Origin of the sequence: Streptomyces sp. NBC_00259, assembly GCF_036181745.1 — a bacterium.
Classification (GTDB): domain Bacteria; phylum Actinomycetota; class Actinomycetes; order Streptomycetales; family Streptomycetaceae; genus Streptomyces; species Streptomyces pratisoli.
In genome coordinates, this window is record NZ_CP108080.1 from 7,690,644 (window position 1) to 7,709,697 (window position 19,054).

At 67.9% G+C, this 19,054-nt stretch carries 18 protein-coding genes and 2 pseudogenes; 14 read left to right on the plus strand and 6 right to left on the minus strand.

What is annotated here, in order from left to right; all coding sequences use genetic code 11:
• Nucleotides 1–143: 143 nt before the first annotated feature.
• The 6 genes from OG766_RS34485 to OG766_RS34510 all read left to right on the plus strand — a co-directional run bounded on the left by OG766_RS34485 (nucleotide 144) and on the right by OG766_RS34510 (nucleotide 5,673).
• Entirely contained in the window at nucleotides 144–1,028 is an 885-nt protein-coding gene (locus OG766_RS34485) for a bile acid:sodium symporter family protein (RefSeq protein ID WP_328727139.1), read from the plus strand.
• An 87-nt stretch (nucleotides 1,029–1,115) separates the two neighbouring features.
• Nucleotides 1,116–1,670: a 2,4'-dihydroxyacetophenone dioxygenase family protein gene (locus tag OG766_RS34490; RefSeq protein WP_266388961.1), complete on the plus strand. Its 555-nt coding sequence runs from the start codon at nucleotides 1,116–1,118 to the stop codon at nucleotides 1,668–1,670.
• Nucleotides 1,671–1,687: 17 nt separating this feature from the next.
• Nucleotides 1,688–2,902, plus strand: coding sequence for a CaiB/BaiF CoA transferase family protein (locus tag OG766_RS34495; RefSeq protein ID WP_328727140.1), 1,215 nt, complete (start codon nucleotides 1,688–1,690; stop codon nucleotides 2,900–2,902).
• Nucleotides 2,889–3,434 (plus strand): FAS1-like dehydratase domain-containing protein, encoded by a 546-nt coding sequence (locus OG766_RS34500; RefSeq protein ID WP_266388966.1) that lies wholly within the window; start codon nucleotides 2,889–2,891, stop codon nucleotides 3,432–3,434. Before OG766_RS34495 ends, OG766_RS34500 begins: the two co-directional genes overlap by 14 nt.
• Nucleotides 3,434–3,880, plus strand: coding sequence for a MaoC/PaaZ C-terminal domain-containing protein (locus OG766_RS34505; protein ID WP_328727141.1), 447 nt, complete (start codon nucleotides 3,434–3,436; stop codon nucleotides 3,878–3,880). Before OG766_RS34500 ends, OG766_RS34505 begins: the two co-directional genes overlap by 1 nt.
• Nucleotides 3,877–5,673, plus strand: a complete 1,797-nt coding sequence (locus tag OG766_RS34510) for an acyclic terpene utilization AtuA family protein (protein WP_328727142.1) — start codon at nucleotides 3,877–3,879, stop codon at nucleotides 5,671–5,673. Before OG766_RS34505 ends, OG766_RS34510 begins: the two co-directional genes overlap by 4 nt.
• Nucleotides 5,674–6,002: 329 nt before the next feature.
• Here OG766_RS34510 and OG766_RS34515 read toward each other — a convergent pair whose 3' ends face one another.
• The gene (locus OG766_RS34515) at nucleotides 6,003–6,470 is read right to left on the minus strand and encodes a MarR family winged helix-turn-helix transcriptional regulator (RefSeq protein WP_266388975.1); all 468 of its coding nucleotides are present in this window, start codon (nucleotides 6,468–6,470) and stop codon (nucleotides 6,003–6,005) included.
• Nucleotides 6,471–6,563: 93 nt separating this feature from the next.
• On the opposite strand from OG766_RS34515, the gene OG766_RS34520 reads away from it, so the two are divergent.
• Nucleotides 6,564–7,448 carry a pirin family protein gene (locus tag OG766_RS34520; protein ID WP_328727143.1) on the plus strand — a complete coding sequence of 295 codons (885 nt, stop codon included), beginning with the start codon at nucleotides 6,564–6,566 and terminating at the stop codon, nucleotides 7,446–7,448.
• Between the two features lie 330 nt (nucleotides 7,449–7,778).
• On the opposite strand, the gene OG766_RS34525 is transcribed toward OG766_RS34520, so the two are convergent.
• From OG766_RS34525 to OG766_RS34540, 4 genes are all read right to left on the minus strand, one after another.
• Nucleotides 7,779–8,486 (minus strand): hypothetical protein, encoded by a 708-nt coding sequence (locus tag OG766_RS34525; protein WP_266388981.1) that lies wholly within the window; start codon nucleotides 8,484–8,486, stop codon nucleotides 7,779–7,781.
• A 92-nt stretch (nucleotides 8,487–8,578) separates the two neighbouring features.
• Nucleotides 8,579–9,001: an SsgA family sporulation/cell division regulator gene (locus OG766_RS34530; protein ID WP_266388984.1), complete on the minus strand. Its 423-nt coding sequence runs from the start codon at nucleotides 8,999–9,001 to the stop codon at nucleotides 8,579–8,581.
• A 262-nt stretch (nucleotides 9,002–9,263) separates the two neighbouring features.
• On the minus strand, nucleotides 9,264–9,689 hold the full coding sequence (locus tag OG766_RS34535; RefSeq protein ID WP_328727144.1) for a hypothetical protein: 426 nt from the start codon (nucleotides 9,687–9,689) through the stop codon (nucleotides 9,264–9,266).
• 812 nt (nucleotides 9,690–10,501) lie between these two features.
• Nucleotides 10,502–11,221 (minus strand): alpha/beta fold hydrolase, encoded by a 720-nt coding sequence (locus OG766_RS34540; RefSeq protein WP_328727145.1) that lies wholly within the window; start codon nucleotides 11,219–11,221, stop codon nucleotides 10,502–10,504.
• A gap of 575 nt (nucleotides 11,222–11,796) precedes the next feature.
• On the opposite strand from OG766_RS34540, the gene OG766_RS34545 reads away from it, so the two are divergent.
• The 6 genes from OG766_RS34545 (at nucleotide 11,797) to OG766_RS34570 (ending at nucleotide 17,498) form a co-directional block, all read left to right on the plus strand.
• A complete protein-coding gene (locus tag OG766_RS34545; protein ID WP_328727146.1) occupies nucleotides 11,797–12,501 on the plus strand; it encodes an alpha/beta fold hydrolase in 705 nt (234 codons plus the stop codon).
• A gap of 29 nt (nucleotides 12,502–12,530) precedes the next feature.
• Nucleotides 12,531–12,734, plus strand: coding sequence for an alpha/beta fold hydrolase (locus tag OG766_RS34550; protein ID WP_266388995.1), 204 nt, complete (start codon nucleotides 12,531–12,533; stop codon nucleotides 12,732–12,734).
• 747 nt (nucleotides 12,735–13,481) lie between these two features.
• A complete protein-coding gene (locus tag OG766_RS34555; protein WP_266388997.1) occupies nucleotides 13,482–13,700 on the plus strand; it encodes a ferredoxin in 219 nt (72 codons plus the stop codon).
• Nucleotides 13,697–15,100: an NAD(P)/FAD-dependent oxidoreductase gene (locus tag OG766_RS34560; RefSeq protein WP_328727147.1), complete on the plus strand. Its 1,404-nt coding sequence runs from the start codon at nucleotides 13,697–13,699 to the stop codon at nucleotides 15,098–15,100. Before OG766_RS34555 ends, OG766_RS34560 begins: the two co-directional genes overlap by 4 nt.
• 149 nt (nucleotides 15,101–15,249) lie before the next feature.
• On the plus strand, nucleotides 15,250–16,428 hold the full coding sequence (locus OG766_RS34565) for a cytochrome P450 (protein ID WP_328727148.1): 1,179 nt from the start codon (nucleotides 15,250–15,252) through the stop codon (nucleotides 16,426–16,428).
• A 23-nt stretch (nucleotides 16,429–16,451) separates the two neighbouring features.
• On the plus strand, nucleotides 16,452–17,498 hold the full coding sequence (locus tag OG766_RS34570) for an NAD(P)-dependent alcohol dehydrogenase (RefSeq protein WP_328727149.1): 1,047 nt from the start codon (nucleotides 16,452–16,454) through the stop codon (nucleotides 17,496–17,498).
• Nucleotides 17,499–17,633: 135 nt separating this feature from the next.
• On the opposite strand, the pseudogene OG766_RS34575 reads toward OG766_RS34570, so the two are convergent.
• Nucleotides 17,634–18,320: pseudogene (locus OG766_RS34575) on the minus strand (IS256 family transposase); the annotation flags it as partial.
• Nucleotides 18,321–18,322: 2 nt separating this feature from the next.
• Between OG766_RS34575 and OG766_RS34580 the strand changes: the two are divergent.
• Nucleotides 18,323–18,955, plus strand: a pseudogene (locus tag OG766_RS34580) (zinc-binding dehydrogenase); the annotation flags it as partial.
• Between the last annotated feature and the right edge of the window lie 99 nt (nucleotides 18,956–19,054).

A 19,054-nucleotide genomic window follows, 5' to 3' on the forward strand; every position in this document is an offset into this window, starting at 1 on the left:
GCCGTGCGACCGGCGTTCGACGGCACCCGGGTCCTCGGACTGAGCCAGATCTACAACGGCTCCTCCTGCGGGCTCCCGCTCGAGTGACCCAACCGTCCCGCCGGGACCGCCCCCGAGTTGGCCCATCCCGATAGGAGCCACCCATGGCGTCACTCGTGTTCACCGTCCTTCTGCCGCTCACTCTCGGGCTGGTGATGTTCGGCCTGGGGCTGACGTTGACCATCGCCGACTTCGCCCGGGTACTGAAGTACCCCAAGGCCGCGGCCGTGGCCTTGACGTGCCAGATCGTGCTGCTCCCCGCGGTCTGTTTCGGTCTGGTTCTCGCGTTTCAGCTGCAGGGCGCGCTGGCGGTGGGCGTGATGCTCCTGGTGGCCGCCCCGGGTGGCATCACCGCAAATCTGTTCAGCCATCTCGCCGGTGGCGATGTCGCGCTGAACATCACGCTGACCGCGATCAACTCCCTGCTGGCCGCGTTCACGCTGCCGGTCGTCGTCGCGCTGGCGACGTTCAGATTCCTGGGAGACGAGGCCTCGATCGGTCTGCAGTTCGGGAAGTTCGTCCAGGTGCTTGCCATCGTGCTGGTCCCGGTCGCCATCGGGGTCTGGACACGCCATCGGTTCAGCGCCTGGGCAGACCGGATGCGTCAACCCGTCAAGATCGCCTCGATGTCGGTGCTGGCGCTGGTGACCCTTGGCGCCCTCGCGCAATCCTTCGACGTCCTCACAGCGAACGTGGGCAGGCTCGGCGGAATCGCCCTGCTGCTCTGCACGCTGAGCTTGACGATCGGCTACGTCGTGGCCCGTCTCTTCCGGGTCAGCCGCCGCCAGTCGATCGCCTCGGCGATGGAGATCGGCCTCCACAACTCCACGCTGGCCATCATTGTCGGCGTCTCGGTGATCGGCGACGAAGTGATGGCCGTCCCCGCTGCTGTCTACGGAGTATTGATGTTCGTGCCGGCGGGCCTCGCCGCCTACCTGTTCTCCCGGCACGCCGATCCGCTCGATGCGCCGGCTCCGGTACAGGGGTAGTCCGGCTCTCGCCGAAACCTGACAGCGCTGTCCATGCCCGATGCCCTCACATCGACCCCATGCCCTCACATTGAAAGGACCGATCAAATGACCGCACCCGTCTCTCCCGGCGTGGCCACCACCCGCAGCGGCGCCCCGCTGCCGCTGGTCGCTCTGCCGCAGGGTGAGCTTCTGACCGTCAACATCGACCAGATTCCGCTGCTCAAGGACGCCATCGCCCCTGGCGTTCACATCCAGCCGCTGCGCCTGGACCCCGAGCGCGGCGAGTGGGTCGTCCTGGGCACCCTGGCGCCGGGTAGCGAGCTGCCCCTGCACTACCACACCGGCCCGGTTCAGGTGTGGACGATCCAGGGTCGCTGGACGTACCGCGAGTACCCCGACCAGGTGCAGACGGCGGGCTCCTACCTGTACGAGCCCGGCGGCTCGGTGCACACGTTCTACTGCCCGGAGGACAACACCGAGGACACCATCGCCCTGGCCTGGATCGAGGGCGCGGCAGTCAACTTCAACGAGGACGGCACCTTCCACTCGGCCCTGGACGCGGTTTCCGCTCAGTACCGGACCGAGACCGTGTCGGCGGCGCAGGGCACCGGACCGATCCCCTACATCCACGGCGGCGCCGCCGGCGTGATCAAGTCCTGATCGGCAGGGGAGCAGCCATGCGACCGGCGTTCGACGGCATCCGGGTCCTGGAACTGGGCCAGATCTACAACGGCCCCTATTGCGGGCTCCTGCTCGCACAACTGGGCGCCGACGTCATCAAGGTCGAGCCACCCGGCGGTGAGCCACTGCGCTTCCGCTCGCACGAGCCGATCGAGTCCCACGAGTTCGTGATGCTCAACTCCCACAAGCGGAGTGTGGTGCTCGACCTGAAGACCGACGCCGGTCGCCAGGCGCTGCTCGACCTGGTCGAGACCGCCGACGTGCTCATCGAGAACTACGCGCCGGGCACGATGGAGCGCCTCCGGCTCAGCCCGGCGCGGCTCCTCGAACACAACCCGCGTCTGGTCGTGGCCTCCGGCAAGGGCTACGGGTCCACGGGCCCGTACGCACACATGTCGGCCATGGACATCACCGTGCAGGCGATGTCCGGCAGCGCCGCGTCCACCGGGGAGCCCGACGGGCCGCCGACCAAGGCCGGCGCCGCGTTCGTGGACTTCTCGGGCGGCATCCACCTGTTCGGGGCGATCAGCGCGGCCCTGTTCCAGCGCGAGCGCACGGGACGGGGGCAGATCGTCGAGGTCTCGATGCACGACACCATCTACCCGATGCTGGCATCCAGCCTGGGCGGCCTGCACAACAACCCCGGCCGAGAACTCCCCGAGCGCACCGGGAACCGGCATTCGGGCATGGCGGTCGCGCCGTACAACATCTACGAGGCGAGCGACGGATGGCTGGCGATCATCTGCATCGCCGAGCGGCACTGGCGCGGCGTGGCAACCGCACTGGGCCGGCCCGAGCTGATCGACGACCCCAGGTTCCGCACGCAGAAGGACCGGGTCGCCCACATCGATGCGGTCGACGAGCAGGTCTCTTCCTGCACCAGGACCCGGACGCGTGCCGAGCTGGTGCGGGACCTGCAGGCCGCCGGTGTGCCCTGCGCGCCGGTCAAGTCGATCCGTGAGGTCGACTCCGACGAGCACCTGATCCAGCGCGGCATGATCCAGTACGTCGAGCACCCGGCCAGGGGCCGGGTGCCGGTTGCGGGATGCCCTCTGAGGCTCAGCGACTCGCCGGTGGGCCCGCTGCGGACCGCCCCGCCGCTGGGCCAGTCGACACGGGAGGTTCTCGCGGAGCTCGCCGGCCACGCGGATGCGGCCTGCGAAGCCGGCACCCAGATCAATGGTGAGGATCCCAAGCATGTTCACACCTGAACCCGGTACTCCGCTGGCGGAGTACTACGACCAGACCCAGTCGCGGACCGGAGCCGTCCTCTCGCGCCGGAGCCTGGGCACGCTGGACGCGGTGAGCATCGGCCGGTACGCACTGACCATCGGCGCCGCGGACCCGGTCCACTACGACGCCGCGGCCGCACGTTCGGCCGGGTACGCGGATGTCGTGGCGCCACCGAACATGCTCGCCGCGATCGTGGAGTGGGGCATCGGCACCCCCGAGGCCCAGCTCCAGCCCGACGGAACCCCCCTCAGCGGTGACACACCCCTCGGTGACGGCGACCTCGGGCTGCGCGTGATGGGGGCCGGCGAGGAGATGGAGCTGGTCAGTCCCGTGACCGCCGGCACGGAGGTCATGCTCGAAACCACCCTCGAGGCGGTCACTCCCAAGCAGACCCGCGTCGGCGACTGCGTGTTCGTCACCACCCTCCACACGTTCACGTCCGCCCAGGGTGCCGTCCTCAACCGCAACCGGCGCACCGTCGTGCTGCGCAACCCCTTGCAGGAGTCGTAGTGTCCATCAACTACCAGGTCGGGGACACACTCCCACGGCTCAAGCACACGGCCACGACCTTTCAGCTGTTCCGCTACAGCGCGGTCACCTGGAACCCCCACCGCATCCACTTCGACGAGCCCTACGCACGCGAGGAGGGCCACGGCGGTCTCGTGGTGCACTCCCACCTGCGAGCGGCGCTTGCCCTGCGCTGCGTCACCGAGGCTCTCGGCCCCAAGTGGCGCGTGACGAAGGTCGCCTACCGCCTGCGCAAGCCCGTCTGTGCGCCCGCCAACCTCGCCTACACCGCCCGGGTGACCCACATCGAGGGCGACAGCATGACCCTCGAACTGGCCGAAGAACACCCCTCCGGCGAGGTGGGGTTCGAAGGGACGGTACGGGTCAGCAGCGCCGAGGGAGAGAACAGCGGCGGTCTTCGCACCTCTACACCGGAAGAGTTGGCATGACGTCAGCATCAGAACGGGGCCGGCGCCCCCTCCGCGTCGGGAACTGCTCCGGCTTCTACGGCGACCGCGCCTCGGCCATGGCCGACATGGCCCGAGCGGGCGGCATCGACGTCCTCACCGGTGACTACCTCGCCGAGGTCACGATGCTGATCCTCGGGAAGGCGCGCGCCAAGGACAGCACGAAAGGCTTTGCGACCACCTTCCTGCAGCACCTCGACGCGGCGCTCGAGCACCTCGTCGCCAACCGGATCAGGCTCGTCGTCAACGCCGGAGGACTCAACCCCGCCGGGCTGGCCGCCGCGACGCGCGAACTGGTCACACGCCACGGTCACGACCTGCGGGTCTCCCACATCGAAGGCGACGATGTCTTCGGCAGCCTCGACGGTCTGCGGCAAGCGGGCCATTGCCTACCGCACCTGACGAGTGGTCAGCCGCTGTCGGACTGGCCGCACCAGCCGCTGACGGCCAACGCCTACCTGGGCGGCTTCGGCATCGCGCGCGCGCTCCACGAGGGCGCCGACATCGTCGTCACGGGCCGCGTCACCGACGCATCCCTGGTCGTCGGTCCCGCCGCCTGGTGGTGGGGTTGGACGCCTGACGACCACGACGCCCTTGCCGGCGCGGTCGCCGCCGGACACGTCATCGAGTGCGGGCCTCAGGCGACCGGCGGCAACTTCTCCGGGTTCCGTTCCGTCCCCGACCTCGTGGAGCCGGGGTTCCCGATCGCCGAGATCGCCGCCGACGGCTCCTCGGTGATCACCAAGAACCCGGGCACCGGCGGCGTGGTCACCCAGGACACGGTCACCGCCCAACTGCTCTACGAGATCGGTGAACCCGCGTATCTCAACCCCGACGTGACCGCCCACCTGGACACCGCGACGCTGACAGACCTCGGCGAGGACCGCGTCCGGATCAGCGGCGTGCGAGGTACGGCGCCGTCCAGGACGACCAAGGTCGCGATCACAGGGGTGGGAGGCTGGACGAACAGCGCGATCCTCGCGCTCACCGGCGCGGACCTCGACGCGAAGGCCGCCCTCGTAGAGCGATTCGTCCACCGCTACGCCGAGGCCGCCGACGGGCTCGACGCGGTCGCCGTCGAGCGCATCGGGCGGGCCCAGCCCGATCCCGACACCCAGAACGCGGGAACCGAGCTGCTCAGGATCACGGTGCAGGGGACGCAGCAGGCCGCCGGGCGCGCCTTCTCGTCGCGCGTGGTCGAGCTGGCCCTGGCCGGCTACCCCGGGCTGTACTCCCTCGGCCCTCCGCAACCGGGGTCCGCATTCGGTGTCTACTGGCCCGCACTGCTCGACCAGCGGATGCTCCAGCACACGGTCCACCACTACGACGGCACGACCGAGATCATCGCCCCCGGCAACCCGGACGGAGCCGGTGGCGAGGCAATGCCGCAGACCGAGCCGGCGCTCGCGCCATCGGTGCCTGCGCCGCGGGCAGACGAACTCGTCGTCGCCCCACTCGGTGAGATGGTGCACGCCCGCTCCGGCGACAAGGGCGGCGACGCGAATCTGGGCGTCTGGGTACGCGACCGTGCGGCATGGGACTGGCTCAGGTCCACCCTCACCGTCGACGAACTGCGACGCCTGCTTCCCGAAACACGCGCACTGGAGATCTCGCGCCACGAACTCCCCCACCTGGGCGCGGTCAACTTCCTCGTCCGAGGACTGCTCGGGACCGGAGCCACCTCGACACTGCGGCTGGACTCGCAGGCCAAAGCACTCGGCGAATGGCTGCGCTCCCGGAGCATCAAGGTGCCGCGATCTCTGGTGGGATCCTGACGACCCGCCATGACCCACGACGACGGCCTCACAGTTGGACGGGCACGGCACGCCTGGTCCTCGACCAGGCGTGCCCTGCCGACGCTTGCTCGGCCTCGGCGTGCGGGCACCCGCGCGGCGGGGTCTCGCCGCTGACCCGGTCGAGGGCGAAGACCGTCGCCTCCCCCTGGGAGAGTTCGAGTGGCGATCGGTGTGGGCTCGGCGTCCGGCGGCGGTGTGGACGTACTCGGCGAGCTTGAGCGCGCCGCGGATCAGGTCGCGAACGGCGGCGAGCACGGCGGGCGTATTGCGGGCCCTGCCCGCCCGTCAGCGCGTAACCCGTTGCAGAGTCAGCCGCCGACAGCCGGGTGATCCGTGTGCAGATGGTCGAGGATGGCGCTGGAGATCTCCGCGAGTTGGTCGATCTGCTCTGCTGTGAGACGGTCGATGACCAGGCGCCGCACCTCCTGGGCATGGCTGGGGGCTGCTTCTCCCAAGGCTGTGCGTCCTTCTGGCGTGAGCGCCGCATACATGGCGCGTGACGCGCCGCTCTGGCGCTCCACCAGGCCGCGCTTGCACATGCGGGTGAGCTGGTGGTGGAGGCGGCTCTTCTCCCAGCCCAGCTCATCGCTGAGCTCATAGGCACGCAAGCGCCCGCCCGGTGCTTCCGACAGGGCGACGAGTACCGAGTAATCAGCGTTCGACAGGCCGCTGCCCGCCTGGAGCTGCTGTTCGATACGTGACCGCAGAACCTCCTGCATCTGAACGAACGCCCGCCAGGCGCGCAGTTCGCGCTCGCTCAATCCCTGCCGCTCCATGGCCCCATCATACCTTTGAGTTGACATGTCTACTCGACCGAGTACTGTGAGGTGACACGTCAACTCGATGGTGTTTCTGAAGGGACGTAGGTCATGGAAGCCCTGCAAGGCGCAGCGGAGCGTAGCGTCGTCCGCGTCGAGAGAAAGATGCATTTCGGAGGGGACACGCAGGTCGACGACAGGAACGTGGTCATCACTCCCATGCGGCCGGAACTCACGGATCCGTTCCTGCTGCTGAGCGAGGACTGGTTCTCCTCACCGGGCTTCGAATGGCATTCCCACCGCGGTCTCGAGACGGTCACACTGGTCCTCGACGGCGTCCTGGAGCACGGTGACAACATCGGTCATGTTGGCGCGCTGACCACTGGAGACGTGCAGTGGATGACCGCAGGGCGCGGAATCATCCATCGCGAGCTCGCCTTCCGCAACGAACGGGCGCACATCCTGCAGCTGTGGGTGAACCTGCCGGGCGAGATGAAGATGGTCGACACCCGTTACCAGGACCTGCTGGCCGACCGTCGACCCGTCATCGAGACGGACGGCGCCCGCATCGACCTCATTTCGGGCGAGGCCGGCGGCGTCCGAGGCCCCGCACTGAACAACTGGCCCATCTCCGGAGCGGTGATCACCCTTGAGCCCGGCCGACGCCTGGATCATCTGCTGCCCGGCCGGGATCGTGCCTTCGTCTACGTCCTGTCTGGCAGGGTGACGGTCGCCGGGCGTCCCGTGCGCGCAGGGGAGATCGCCTGGTCCGACCCCCTTCCCCAGTCTTCGCTCTCGACCATCGCGCTTGAGACCACCGACGGCGACGAGCACAGCGTGGTCATGGTCTACAGCGGTGAGCCGATCGGTCAGCCGGTTACGATGGGGGGCCCGTTCGTCATGAACAGCGCGAGCGAAATCGAGCAGGCCTTCCGCGACTTCCACAGCGGCGGGTTCGGCGACATCCCGAACCAGGCCCGCCTGCAGTTCCGCTGACACCGGGGCACCCGGCACCCCCGTCTTCCCAGTCCGTGTGCCCGCAGGCCCGGCGCGGCACGCATACTCCGGAGCCTTCACCTCCGGCTCCAGCCCAGGAATGGAGAACCTCGGAACCCGCGCATCGCCGGCTCTGATGCACCTTGCCGTGGCCGCCGTGCTCATTCCGGGACTGGTCGGCACCCGTGTGAGCCGAAGCACGACAGCGGGCAGACGTGACCCGGCGGCGCCCTCCTGTTGAGGGCGATCCAGCAGGATCGGCGGCTCCGGCGTCAGCGGGCGGGTGCCGACACGGTGCGCTTTGGCCGAGCTCAGCACCATCCTCACGGCCTACAGGTCCGTATCGGCGTTGCCCTCGTCGTTCCAAGAGTCTCGCCGCTTGGTCTCGCTCTTGGCGGAAGCGCTCTTCTCCTGCCCCTCCAACAGCTCCAGGAGCGCAGCGTCTGCCTTTCTGCAGTCTTCCCTGGTCAGTTCGAGAGGGGCGTTGTTGCAGATGGTGTACCGGTCGGGATGAATGATGTTGGTGGTCCTCAACGTGAACGTCAGAAGCGAGCGCCACCCCTTGCGGTGGCCAACCCTCACTTGGATTCGGACCTTGTAGTCACGGGCCTCCGGAACCAACCCGGAAAACGGTGCCTCGAACTCGATGAAGAGTCGTTGCGCTTCTCTGCCGGCCACGATGAATCCGGCCGGCAACTCCGGTTCCTCGTCCGGCCCGGGTTGGAGACGGGATGGTGAAGACATCCACAGGAGTGGCAGATGAGAGGCGGGCTCATCAGGGAAGGTCAGCCTGAGATCCTGCACGACTATCGGCTTGGCACCGGTGTTGTGAAGGATGAGCGGAAGCCGCAGGCGAACCATGGAGCCGTGGACGATCGCCGCAAAGGAATGAGGCTCCCACGACTCCAGGCGCCCCTGTCTGGCGTTGAGCCACCAGAACGAGGCGATGGTGAAGAGCAATGCGCAGATCGACAGCAAGCCCGCACCCGAAATCGATGAGGACGCATTCTGATCAGCAACGGCCATCATGAAAAGCACAAATTCACCTCAGGGTGGGCACGCTATCAGGGGTCGGTGAGGCGAGGGCCTCGAGCGACCCGGCGTCTTGATGAGTGGCAGCTGGGCCGACTTCATCCTTCGGCGAGGAAGTGCGCCAGCGAAGCGTCGAAGTCGATGTGCCCGAGCTCGGCTCCCCGGGGCACCACGGCCTCCGTTCCCTCCAGGAACGTCTTGATTTCGTGCGTCCGGGCTTTGAGCAAGGCCGTACCAGCTGGCGGGTCGAGAAGGATGTACGAGTCGCAGCGGTCAGGCCCGTCGGCGGGCCATATGCGTATGTCCCCCTCGCCGGCGGGGCCTTCCAGCCCGTCGATCAGAAGATCTCGTCCAATGATCCATTCCACCGTCTCGTCGCTGTCGACAGCGGTGAATGCGGCACGGACGACATAGGGATCACTGGGCTCGTACCGCAGCCTCATGCTCACAGGCAAGGACAGCTCATGCGCAACGTCAAGTTGCACATGCAGCCCCTGAATCACGGTTCTCAACGACTTCATTGGTCTTTACTCCTGCTGCCTCGAGTCATACCGGGAGGGCCATCGGAAGGGTCTGTCAAGGAGGCCTGAACAGAGAAGTGGGTACTACGGGGACCGGTGTCGGACGGCAGGAGAACGCTCGCAGGACTACATCTCCTGCCGTCGCGAGGGTGCCCGGCCGTCAGCAGCAGGCGAAGCCACCACTGACGGCCGGGAGCATCACAGGGATGCAACCAACGTCGGTTGCCGGATCACGGCGACCTTCGTATCAGCGACCGGAGTTCTACCGGTCGTGGTGGCGGCTCACCTTGTCGCGGTCCCGGCGGTCGTCGTTGTGACCGTCCCGGCGGTCGTGGTCGCGGTCCCGGTCGTCGTCGTTGTGACCGTCCCGGCGGTCGTGGTCGCGGTCCCGGTCGTCGTCACAGTCCCAGCGGTCGTCGTCGCGACGGTCCCAGCGGTCGTCGTCACAGTCCCAGCGGTCGTCGTCGTAACGGACCCAACGGCCGTCGCCCCAACGGCCGTCGTCACGGCCCCAGCGGTCGTCGCCGCCCCAGCGGTGGTCGTTGGCCTCGACACCGGCGGCGGGGCGCTGGACGTGCGCTGACGTCGACGTCGCAGCCGACGCAGTACCCCCGGCACCAAGAACGGCTCCGCCGGCCACCGCCAGGGAGGCGATGGCGACAGACACGCGCTTCGCGAGGTAACTCACAAGTTTCTCCTTCGGTTCAAAGCCATCCGTCAGTGCGACGGACGCCGAGATCACTAGTGCAATTCACTGGGATTGTTCGATGCAGCGGCGCGGGTCGCTCTCCTTCGTGAGCGTCAGCCGGCTCTGCACAGCGCCACCGGGCGCGATAGAGGTTGCCGATGCGGCAACACCCTCAGTTTCCATACAATGTATGAAACCTCCCTTTCAGTCATACCATACGCCGTATGGAAAGTCGATGGCGGCGCCACCAGCAGCGGGAGAGGCTCACCTCTCGCTCGTGGTGGGCGGCGTCGCGGCGCAGGAACCCGGGCGTCGCACGGGAAGCCGGCACCCCGCGTGGCGAACTGGATCGCCGACTGGGACCTGCGCAGTGTCCGAGAACGGCCGTCACGGAACACCGAGGCACCACACGCAATCAACGAAGTCGAGATCTTCTTGATTGCGAACGTTGCTCGTGAGCAGTACAGGCTGCGGCCGCCATCCTCGAAGGCTGGTGCATGGCGCCCGGCATGAGGGGCAGGGGACGGCGACGTGCCCGGCACGTCAACGAGGCGCTCCCGCCCCGCCTGGCGTCAGGGGGCAGGAGAAGAAACTCCGGACATCGAGGAGTCAGTGGGGCAGTGGGACAGCCACCAGCTCCTCCTGGCCGTCCGTTTCACGCGGACCACGCCCGGCAGTGGATGTCCGAGTGTGGGGGCCTGGATACGGGTCGCTTCCAACGGCGACACGACAGGCCACCACTCCCACGGAATCACCGAGCCCATGCCCCATCGGAGAAAACGCGCTCATCACACCGGAAAGACAACAGCTCCTCAGGCATTCCAGTGCGCCTCAAGGGCTGCGGCGACCTCGGCCGGCTTCTGGATCAACGTCCAGTGGCTGCAGTCGAGTTTGACGACCCGGGACGCTCGCACAGCGTGGCCGAGTTCATCGGCGAACGCGATCGGACAGGCCGGGTCGAGCGTCCCCCAGAGGACCAGGGACGGCGCGGACACGTTCGCCAGTTCCGGTTCCCACTCCGCGCCCACCGTCACGGCGGAGCGGTACAGCTTGAGGATGCTGTCCCTCATCGACCCGTCCACGCGACGGACCATTTCCTCGGCCACGTCAGCCGGGACATCGAGTTTGCTCAGGTCCTCGGCGAAGGACGCTGGGTCAAGCTCGTTCATGAACCGGTCCCCCTCGACCGGGTCCTGCCAGATCTTGGCCAGCGGATGCCAGTCGTACTGAGCACTGACCGGAGCGCTGCTGCCGGCCCACGTACGAACCAGGTCCGGCCGTATCGAAGCGACGCGCGCGGTGAGAATGCAGCCCCAGTCATGGCCGACCAGGTCCACCGGCTCGCCGACTTGCTCCAGCCGATCGATGAGCCAATCGACGTACTCCTCTTTGGTGGAGCCGAAGCCATGCGGCCGCGTTGCGCCGAAGCCGGGCAGGTCCCAGGCCGCGACGTCACTTCGGCTCAGGTGCTGGCAGACGCCGTCCCACACACGGTGGGTGTCGGGGACGCCGTGGATCAGAACTGCAGGCATGGGACGAGCTCCTCCGTAGGACAAAAGCCTCATACATGAGATTTTTATCATTATTAGTCCATTTGGTCCAGAAGTGCGAATAGGGGTCCTGGAGCCGACATGTCCCGTCCCCATGCCGTGAACGCACGGCGAACGCATGGCCCAGGGGAGGGGCCACCGCTCCGGAGGCATCATCAGACCGCTGAACAAGGGACGACCACCGACAACCCGGCTGTCCGTCACAGCCTGCGGCCGGTGGCTGTGGTGGGGACGAGAAGGGCAGACGCACCCTTCGGTGGTGTGCCATGAATCGGTGGTGCCCGGCGAGCCCCCGTAGGGCCGCCTGTGCACCGAGATCACCAGCGACTGGGCACCTGCCGGCGGCGGCGCCGGCCCTTCCGCTGCCGGCCCGGTCACCGCCTGATCGTGGGAATGCGATGCCTGCCGGACGTGGCGGTGCGCGTCAGACTGAGCAACAGCCCCGCGACCACGTCGGGCGATCACTCGGCTGTCGTTGTACTCGCGAGTAGCGTGGGTTACGGACCAACCCACCGGGAAGGGGTGTGTGACCATGGTCGAGCACCGCACCGTCACGGTTGGAGGGCGTCGGCTGCACATCGCGGAGGAGTGAAGGACCCCTGGTTCTCCTGCTCCACGGCTTTCCCGAATGCTGGTACAACTGGCGCCACCAGTTCACGCCCCTGGCCGGGGCCGGATACCACGTCGTCGCCGTTGACCAGCGCGGTTACGCCCGCAGCGACCGGCCAGCCGCGGTTGAGGAATACACCATCCTGCACCTCGTCGGCGACGCCATCGGCCTGATCCGCGAACTGGGCGCAGAGCAGGCCGTGGTCATCGGCCACGACCTGGGCGGCATGGTCGCCTGGTCCACCGCGCTGATGCGGCCCGATGTCGTCCGGGGGGTCGTGGGCCTCAGCGTCCCGCCGCCGCAGCGCGGTCCGGTTCCTCCGCTGCAGGCGATGCGCGAGCTGTTCGGCGGCCAGTTCTACTGGAACTACTTCCAGTCCCCCGGCGTCGCGGACGCCGAGCTCGCGAAGGACCCGCACGCCACCTTCCGTCGCGTGATGTACGGCCTCTGCGGCGACAACCGCACAGCGACCCGCCGGTCGAGCCGCTCGTCCCACCGGGCAAGGGATTCCTGGACCTCTTCGAGGACCCCGAGGAACTACCCGCCTGGCTCACCGAGGCCGACATCGACACACTCGCGACGGAGTTCACCGAAGCCGGGTTCACCAGCGCACTCAACTGGTACCGCAACTTCGACCGCAATTGGCAGCTGACCGCCCCATGGGAGGGCGCACAGTACCGGATGCCCGGCCGCTACCTCACCGGCGATCGTGACCTGGTCTATGGGTTCCCGGGGATGGACCAACTGATTCCCGCCCTGCCCACGGTCCACCCGGCCGTCGGACCGGCGCACATCCTGCCCGGCTGCGGCCACTGGATCGCCGAGGAACGCCCCGGCGAGGTGAATGCGGCGCTCCTGGAATTCCTCAGCGCCCTGAACACCTGACGATCAGTCGGCTGCGGTCGAAGTCGGCACGTCTTTTGGTCGCTGTCCGCGGGAGCGGCGGGCGCCCACAGTGGTGCGGGCGCCGTCACAGTCTTGATCGCGGCCTGCGCTACAGCTGGCATCTCGACGACGTCACATGTTGCTCCTCGTCGCGTCGTCCGCGGATCGTCGAAGCCCTCATCGGCGCCCTGCGCCAGGCGACGGTCGAGAACCAACTCCTGCGCCAGCAGATGACAGAACGTACGGCCGTACTCCGCTCGCTGCCCAACAACATTGGCCCGGGACCATCAGTGGCACCCGACCGTGAGGTCCTTGAGGGTTGGTGACCGGGCGTGCAAGGCGTGATCAGCGGGCTCGGTCGGCCGGGCCTTATTGTCTCCACAGACGCTCCTGATCACGGTGGCCGCTTCCCTGCGGGCAGGCACTCCGGAAGCCCCCGGACCTGCACGAACCGGTCAGTGATCAAGAACGACAGCTGCCCTGAGAGATGTCTTCCGTAACAGCGGATTTGCGGTCGTCGGAAGACGGGGCGAGGATTTTTTTAGGAGCGGAACGGCCGAGGCGAACCTTGATGCCGACGCAATCGAATGTGTATGGCCTTCGGACTGACGCTCACCGGCAGTAAGCGTCACCGCGAAGGTGCCGCCGTGGCGAAGAAGATCGAACATACGGGTGCTCAGCCGATGGCGTCGGCGGGGGCGACGGGTGGGCTGTCCAGCTGGGCGGCAGATCGGAAGGAGTCTGCCCATGCGGATCGCCGTGGACCTGAATCGGTGCCAGGGATACGCACAATGTGTGTATTTGGCGCACGAGGTCTTCAGATTGACTGGTCAGGAGGCGCTCACCTACGAGCCGAACCCCGAGGACGAGAGGCGCCTGCAGGTTGAGCGAGCCGCTGCGGCGTGTCCGGTGCAGGCGATCGTGCTCGACCGCTTGGACGGCGCGGAGGGGAGCGCGACGTCATGACGGTGCCGGCAACGGTCGCAGAGCTGGTGCGCGAGTTCAGGGCCAACGGCCGGATCGTCATCGTCGGTGCGTCCCTGGCGGGACTGCGGGCCGCCGAAGCCCTGCGTGAAGAGGGCTTCACCGGGTCTTTGACCATCATCGGGGACGAGCCGTACGAGCCCTACGACCGTCCTCCGCTGTCCAAGCAGGTGCTCAAAGGCTGGGTGCCGGCCGACCACACCATGCTGCCCCGCCTGCGAGAAGTGAATGCGGAGTGGCGGCTCGGGGTGGCCGCCACCGGGTTGGACCGGGCCGCGAAGCAGGTCCGCCTGGCCGACGGCGAGCAGATCCCGTACGACCGGTTGCTGATCGCCACCGGCACCCGGGCGCGACAGTGGCCGAACCCGGACGAGGCCGCCCTGGACGGGGTCTACACACTGCGCTCGCGTGATGATGCCGCACGGCTGCAGAAGGCGCTGGCCGCGCCGCCGTCACGGGTCATGGTCATCGGGGCCGGGTTCATCGGCTCGGAAGTGGCCTCCGTCTGCCGGGAACTCGATCTCCCGGTGACCGTCGTCGAGCGGGGCTCGGCGCCGCTGGTCGGCGCGCTCGGCGGGGTGATCGGTGAGATCGCCGCGGAGATGCAGCGCGACCACGGCGTGGACCTGCGCTGCGGGCTGGGCGTGTCGTCACTGGAGGGCGACTCCGGCGGGCACGTGCGGCGTGCTCATCTTTCGGACGGAACCACCGTCGACGCCGACGTGGTGGTGGCCTCGCTGGGGTCGATCCGCAATGTGGAATGGCTGGAGGGCGCCGGGCTGGCGTCCGGTTTCTGGGGCGTCGGCTGCGACGCCGGCGGTCGCGCCTTCGACGTCAACGGCGTGATCACCGACAGCATCTACGTGGCAGGGGACGTGGCGCGCGCGCCCCACGTGCTGTACGAGTACCAGTTCCTCGCGATGGAGCACTGGGACAATGCCGTGCTCGGCGCCGAGGTCGCGGCCCACAACATGGTGAACCTCGAGCCCCACTATCGCCCGCATCTGTTGCTGCCCGGCTTCTGGTCCGGTCAGTTCGGCGTCAACATCAAGTCCGTCGGCGTGCCTCCTTTCGGTGACGAGATCGTCTTCACGCAGGGGTCCGTCAAGGAGCGCCACTTCGCCGCTGCCTACGGTCGCCGGGGCCGCATCGTCGCCGCCGTCACCTTCGATCACGGCAAGTGGCTGGAGTACTACGGGAAGCTGATCGAGCAATCGGGTCCGTTCCCGCCTCCGCCGCCGGGCTGGGACCAGCCCCCCGGCATGAAGCCGATCCCGGCCGAGTTCCCGCAACCCGGCGTCCCCACGGCGGTCCCCGACGTCGTCCTGACCGGCCACGACCCGAGCGAGCGGAGGGCCGAGTTCCGGTCTCGCCCCCGTTGACGCGCGCGCCGGGTCGGGCGTGCAAGCCGACAGCATCGACAGGAATGGAGGGGAGCCTCGTGGTCGAGGAAACCCCCTGGCAGCAGGCCCTCCGCTACGCCAACCGCGCCAATCCGTACCCGTTCTACGAGGAACTCCGCAGGACACCGGTGGCGCGGCAGCCGGACGGCACCTACGTCGTCAGTACCTACCAAGAGATCGTCGCGCTGCTGCACGACCCCCGGGTCAGTTCGGATCCCAGGAAGCTCCCTGTCCCGGTCGCGGCCCCCGCCGAGGGCTCGGCGGAGGCCGAGCCGATCACGGAGGCGGTCATCTCCTTGGAGCCGAACATCATCACCCAGGATCCACCCGAGCACGATCGAGATCGCCGGATGATGACGCCGCATTTCGTCGGCCCGCCCCATTCCCCTCACATGATCTCCGACCTGGAACCCGAGATCCGCCGCATCGTGGACGGCCTTCTGGACAACATGCAGGGCAAGACCCGGATCGATGCCGTCGACGAGTTCGCCTACCCCCTGCCGGTGAGCGTGATCTGCAAGGTCCTGGGCGTGCCGCTGGAAGACGAGTCACGCTTCCACGGCTGGATCGAGACGGCCCTGGACTCTTTGGATTTCGGCCCCGAGGCTGCCTCCGAGGAGATGCAGAGCCGACTGGCCGGGGGTCGCGAGGCCGTGGAGGAGTTCGGGCGGTTCGCAGCCGAGTTGCTCGACCGGTACGCCCAGCAGCCCGGCCCGGGCATGCTCTCGGCGATGGTGCACGAGGACGGCGCGGAGGGAGGGATGTCCAAGGGCGTGCTCGTGAGCAATGCCTTGCTCCTGATTTTCGCCGGGCATGAAACCACGGTCAATCTCATCGCCCACAGCGTGCTCACCCTGCTGCGGCACCCCGACGCGCTGGAGAAGCTGCGCCGCCGGCCCGAGCTGATCGTGCCCGGGGTCGAGGAGTTGCTGCGCTTCGAGTCGTCGGTCCAGTTCTGGCACACCCGCTCCGCCGTGGAAGACATCGATATCGCAGGCACCACCATCCCGAAGGGCGCGCCGATCTTCCTCGCATACGGCTCGGCGAACCGCGACCCGAAGCGGTTCGCCAACCCTGACGAGCTTGACCTCGAACGCCCCGACAACCAGCACCTCGGGTTCAGCCAGGGCATCCACTTCTGCTTCGGCGCTCCGCTCGCGCGGCTCGAGGTCCAGGTCGCCGTCGGCGAGTTCATCCGCCGGGTGGAAAACCCCCGGCTCGTGGAGGACCCACCGCCGTACCGCCACAACCAGATCTTCCGCGGCCCGCGCCACGTCCTGGTCGACATCGACGGGATCCGCGACTGAATCGGCGTGCGTAAAGGATCGCTATGCGGGCTTTTCAACTGGTCGGATGGCAGCAACCGCCCGAGCTGCGCGAGGTGCCGGTGCCCGAGCCCGGGCCGGGGCAGGTCCTGGTGAAGGTCGGGGGCGCCGGTGCGTGCCACTCAGATCTGCACATCATGGAGGCACCCGGACCACCACCAGGGTTCGCCACGGGACTGCCCTTCACGCTCGGCCATGAGAATGCGGGATGGGTGGAGAGGCTGGGATCGGGTGTCACCGGGTTCGCGCCCGGAGACCCTGTGATGGTCTACGGTCCCTGGGGCTGTGGGGTGTGCGCCAACTGCCGGGAGGGCCGGGAGAACTACTGCCAGAAGGGCAGTGGTCAGGGCGGGGGCCTGGGAGGTGGTCACGACGGCGGAATGGCTGAGTACCTGCTGGTCCCGGCGGCGCGATTCCTGATTCCGCTGGGCACCCTCGACCCCCGCCAGGCGGCCCCGCTCAGCGACGCGGGGCTGACCAGCTATCACGCCGTCAAGCGATCGCTGCACCTGCTGGGGCCGGGCTCGACCGCGGTGGTGATCGGAGTGGGCGGTCTGGGCCAGATGGCGATCCAGATGGTCCGCGCGCTCAGCGCGGCGACCACCGTCGTCGCCGTGGACACCGATGCCGGCAAGCTGGAAACCGCCAAGCGCATGGGCGCGGACGAGGTGCTGCTCTCGGGCGAGGAAGCGGTCACGCGCATCAAGGACATGACGGGGCAGCAGGGCGCTCAGCTCGTGCTGGACATGGTCGGCATCGACCCGACTCTGCGGATGGCTGCTCAGGTGGCCAGGGTGCTCGGCCACCTGACCATCGTCGGTCTCGGCGGCGGAGCCCTGCCAGTCAACTTCTCGAGCCCGCCGCACGAGTGCGCGGTCGCCTCGCCCTACTGGGGCTCCCTTCCCGAACTGATGGAAGTGATCACCCTCGCCCAGCAGCAAAAGATCAAGATGCTGGTTGAACGCTTCCCCTTGGAACGCGCCAACGAGGCATACCAGCTCCTGCACGACGGCAAGATCCAAGGACGCGCCGTCATCGCCCTCCGCCCGTGAGTACCGTCATTTCGACAACGGTCCGCATCTTCACCACTTCCTCCGTTGTCTCACCCCCTCTTCCCGCATAAGGGCGGAAGGGGACGCACGGCGACTGAGGGTGTGTCAAGTTAATGGCTGATCTTGGTTGTTGAGTTATCGCTGGTCGGTGGGGGTCAGGCGGCCGTCGAAGGCGATCTGGAAGGCGTTGAGCGGGGCCTTCCAGCGCATCGTCCAGCGGCGTCGGCCCTTGCCGGTCGGGTCCAGGCTCATCAGCGCCATGTAGACGCACTTCAACGCGGCGGCCTCCGACGGAAAGTGGCCGCGAGCCCGGACGGCCTTGCGGATGCGGGCGTTCACGCTCTCGATCGCGTTCGTGCTGCAGATGACCTTGCGGATCTCGACGTCGAAGGACAAGAAGGGCACCATCTCGGCCCAGGCGTCGGACCACAGCTTGATCACGGCCGGATACTTGGAGCCCCATTTCTCGGAGAACTCCAGGAACCGCTCGGTCGCGGCGGCCTCCCTCGGGGCGGTGTAGACGGGCTTCAGGTCCTTGGCGACCTTGTCCCAGTCCTGTCGGGCGCAGTAGCGGATGCTGTTGCGAATCAAGTGAACGATGCAGGTCTGCACGACCGTGCGGGGCCAGACGGACTCGACCGCGTCCGGCAGCCCCTTCAGTCCGTCGCAGACGAGCATCAGGACGTCCTCAACTCCGCGGTTCTTCAGCTCGGTGAAGACCTGGAGCCAGTGCTTGGCGCCCTCGCCGCCGTCGCCGGCCCAGATCCCGAGGATGTCGCGGGTGCCCTCGACGGTCACCGCCATCGCCACGTAGATGGGACGGCGACAGCCTCCCCTTCGACCAGGCCGCGATCATCCCCGACGCGGTCTCCACCCCCTACGCCGCCGTCGTCACCACCGCGGGCGTCCGCCCCGCCCAGTCCGTCGGCATCTGGGGCGTGGGCGGAGTCGGCGCCCACAACGTACGCCTCGCCCGCCTGGTCGGCGCCGCGCCGATCATCGCCATCGACCCACTGCCCAGCGCCCGCAACCGCGCCCTGGAATTCGGCGCGGACTTCGCCCTCGACCCGGCCGCCGACGACTTCGCCGACCAGGTCCGCGCGGCCACCGCCGGACGAGGCCTCGACTTCGCCTTCGACTGCGCCGGCGTGCCCGCCGTCCGCGAGCAGGCCGCCGCCGCACTCGGCCTGGGCGGCTCCCTCATCCTGGTCGGCATCACGCCCAAGCCCCTCACCATCACCGAGGGCCTGACCTTCAACTACATGATGAAGCAGGTCCGCGGCCACTACGGCGCCACCCCCGAGGGCGTCACCGAGCTGGTCCAGCTGGCCTCCAACGGGCGCCTCGACCTTGCCCCCTCCATCACCGACCACATCCCCCTCGCCGACGCCGCCGACGCGGTCAACCGGCTGGAGAACAAGATCGGCGACCCGATCCGCCTCATCCTCGTCCCCTGACAACTCTGCAGAAGGACGACCACAACCACCTCGGGCAGGGGTGAGTGGGCGCCGGTGCTTGAGGGAACACCGGCGCCCACGGCTTTTTGCTCAAGGCCC

Coding starts and splice junctions, on each gene's coding strand:
- OG766_RS34485 (WP_328727139.1), top strand. CDS start 144: ATGGCGTCACTCGTGTTCACCGTCCTTCTGCCGCTCACTCTCGGGCTG.
- OG766_RS34490 (WP_266388961.1), top strand. CDS start 1,116: ATGACCGCACCCGTCTCTCCCGGCGTGGCCACCACCCGCAGCGGCGCC.
- OG766_RS34495 (WP_328727140.1), top strand. CDS start 1,688: ATGCGACCGGCGTTCGACGGCATCCGGGTCCTGGAACTGGGCCAGATC.
- OG766_RS34500 (WP_266388966.1), top strand. CDS start 2,889: ATGTTCACACCTGAACCCGGTACTCCGCTGGCGGAGTACTACGACCAG.
- OG766_RS34510 (WP_328727142.1), top strand. CDS start 3,877: ATGACGTCAGCATCAGAACGGGGCCGGCGCCCCCTCCGCGTCGGGAAC.
- OG766_RS34515 (WP_266388975.1), bottom strand. CDS start 6,470: ATGGAGCGGCAGGGATTGAGCGAGCGCGAACTGCGCGCCTGGCGGGCG.
- OG766_RS34520 (WP_328727143.1), top strand. CDS start 6,564: ATGGAAGCCCTGCAAGGCGCAGCGGAGCGTAGCGTCGTCCGCGTCGAG.
- OG766_RS34530 (WP_266388984.1), bottom strand. CDS start 9,001: ATGAAGTCGTTGAGAACCGTGATTCAGGGGCTGCATGTGCAACTTGAC.
- OG766_RS34540 (WP_328727145.1), bottom strand. CDS start 11,221: ATGCCTGCAGTTCTGATCCACGGCGTCCCCGACACCCACCGTGTGTGG.
- OG766_RS34550 (WP_266388995.1), top strand. CDS start 12,531: ATGCCCGGCCGCTACCTCACCGGCGATCGTGACCTGGTCTATGGGTTC.
- OG766_RS34555 (WP_266388997.1), top strand. CDS start 13,482: ATGCGGATCGCCGTGGACCTGAATCGGTGCCAGGGATACGCACAATGT.
- OG766_RS34560 (WP_328727147.1), top strand. CDS start 13,697: ATGACGGTGCCGGCAACGGTCGCAGAGCTGGTGCGCGAGTTCAGGGCC.
- OG766_RS34570 (WP_328727149.1), top strand. CDS start 16,452: ATGCGGGCTTTTCAACTGGTCGGATGGCAGCAACCGCCCGAGCTGCGC.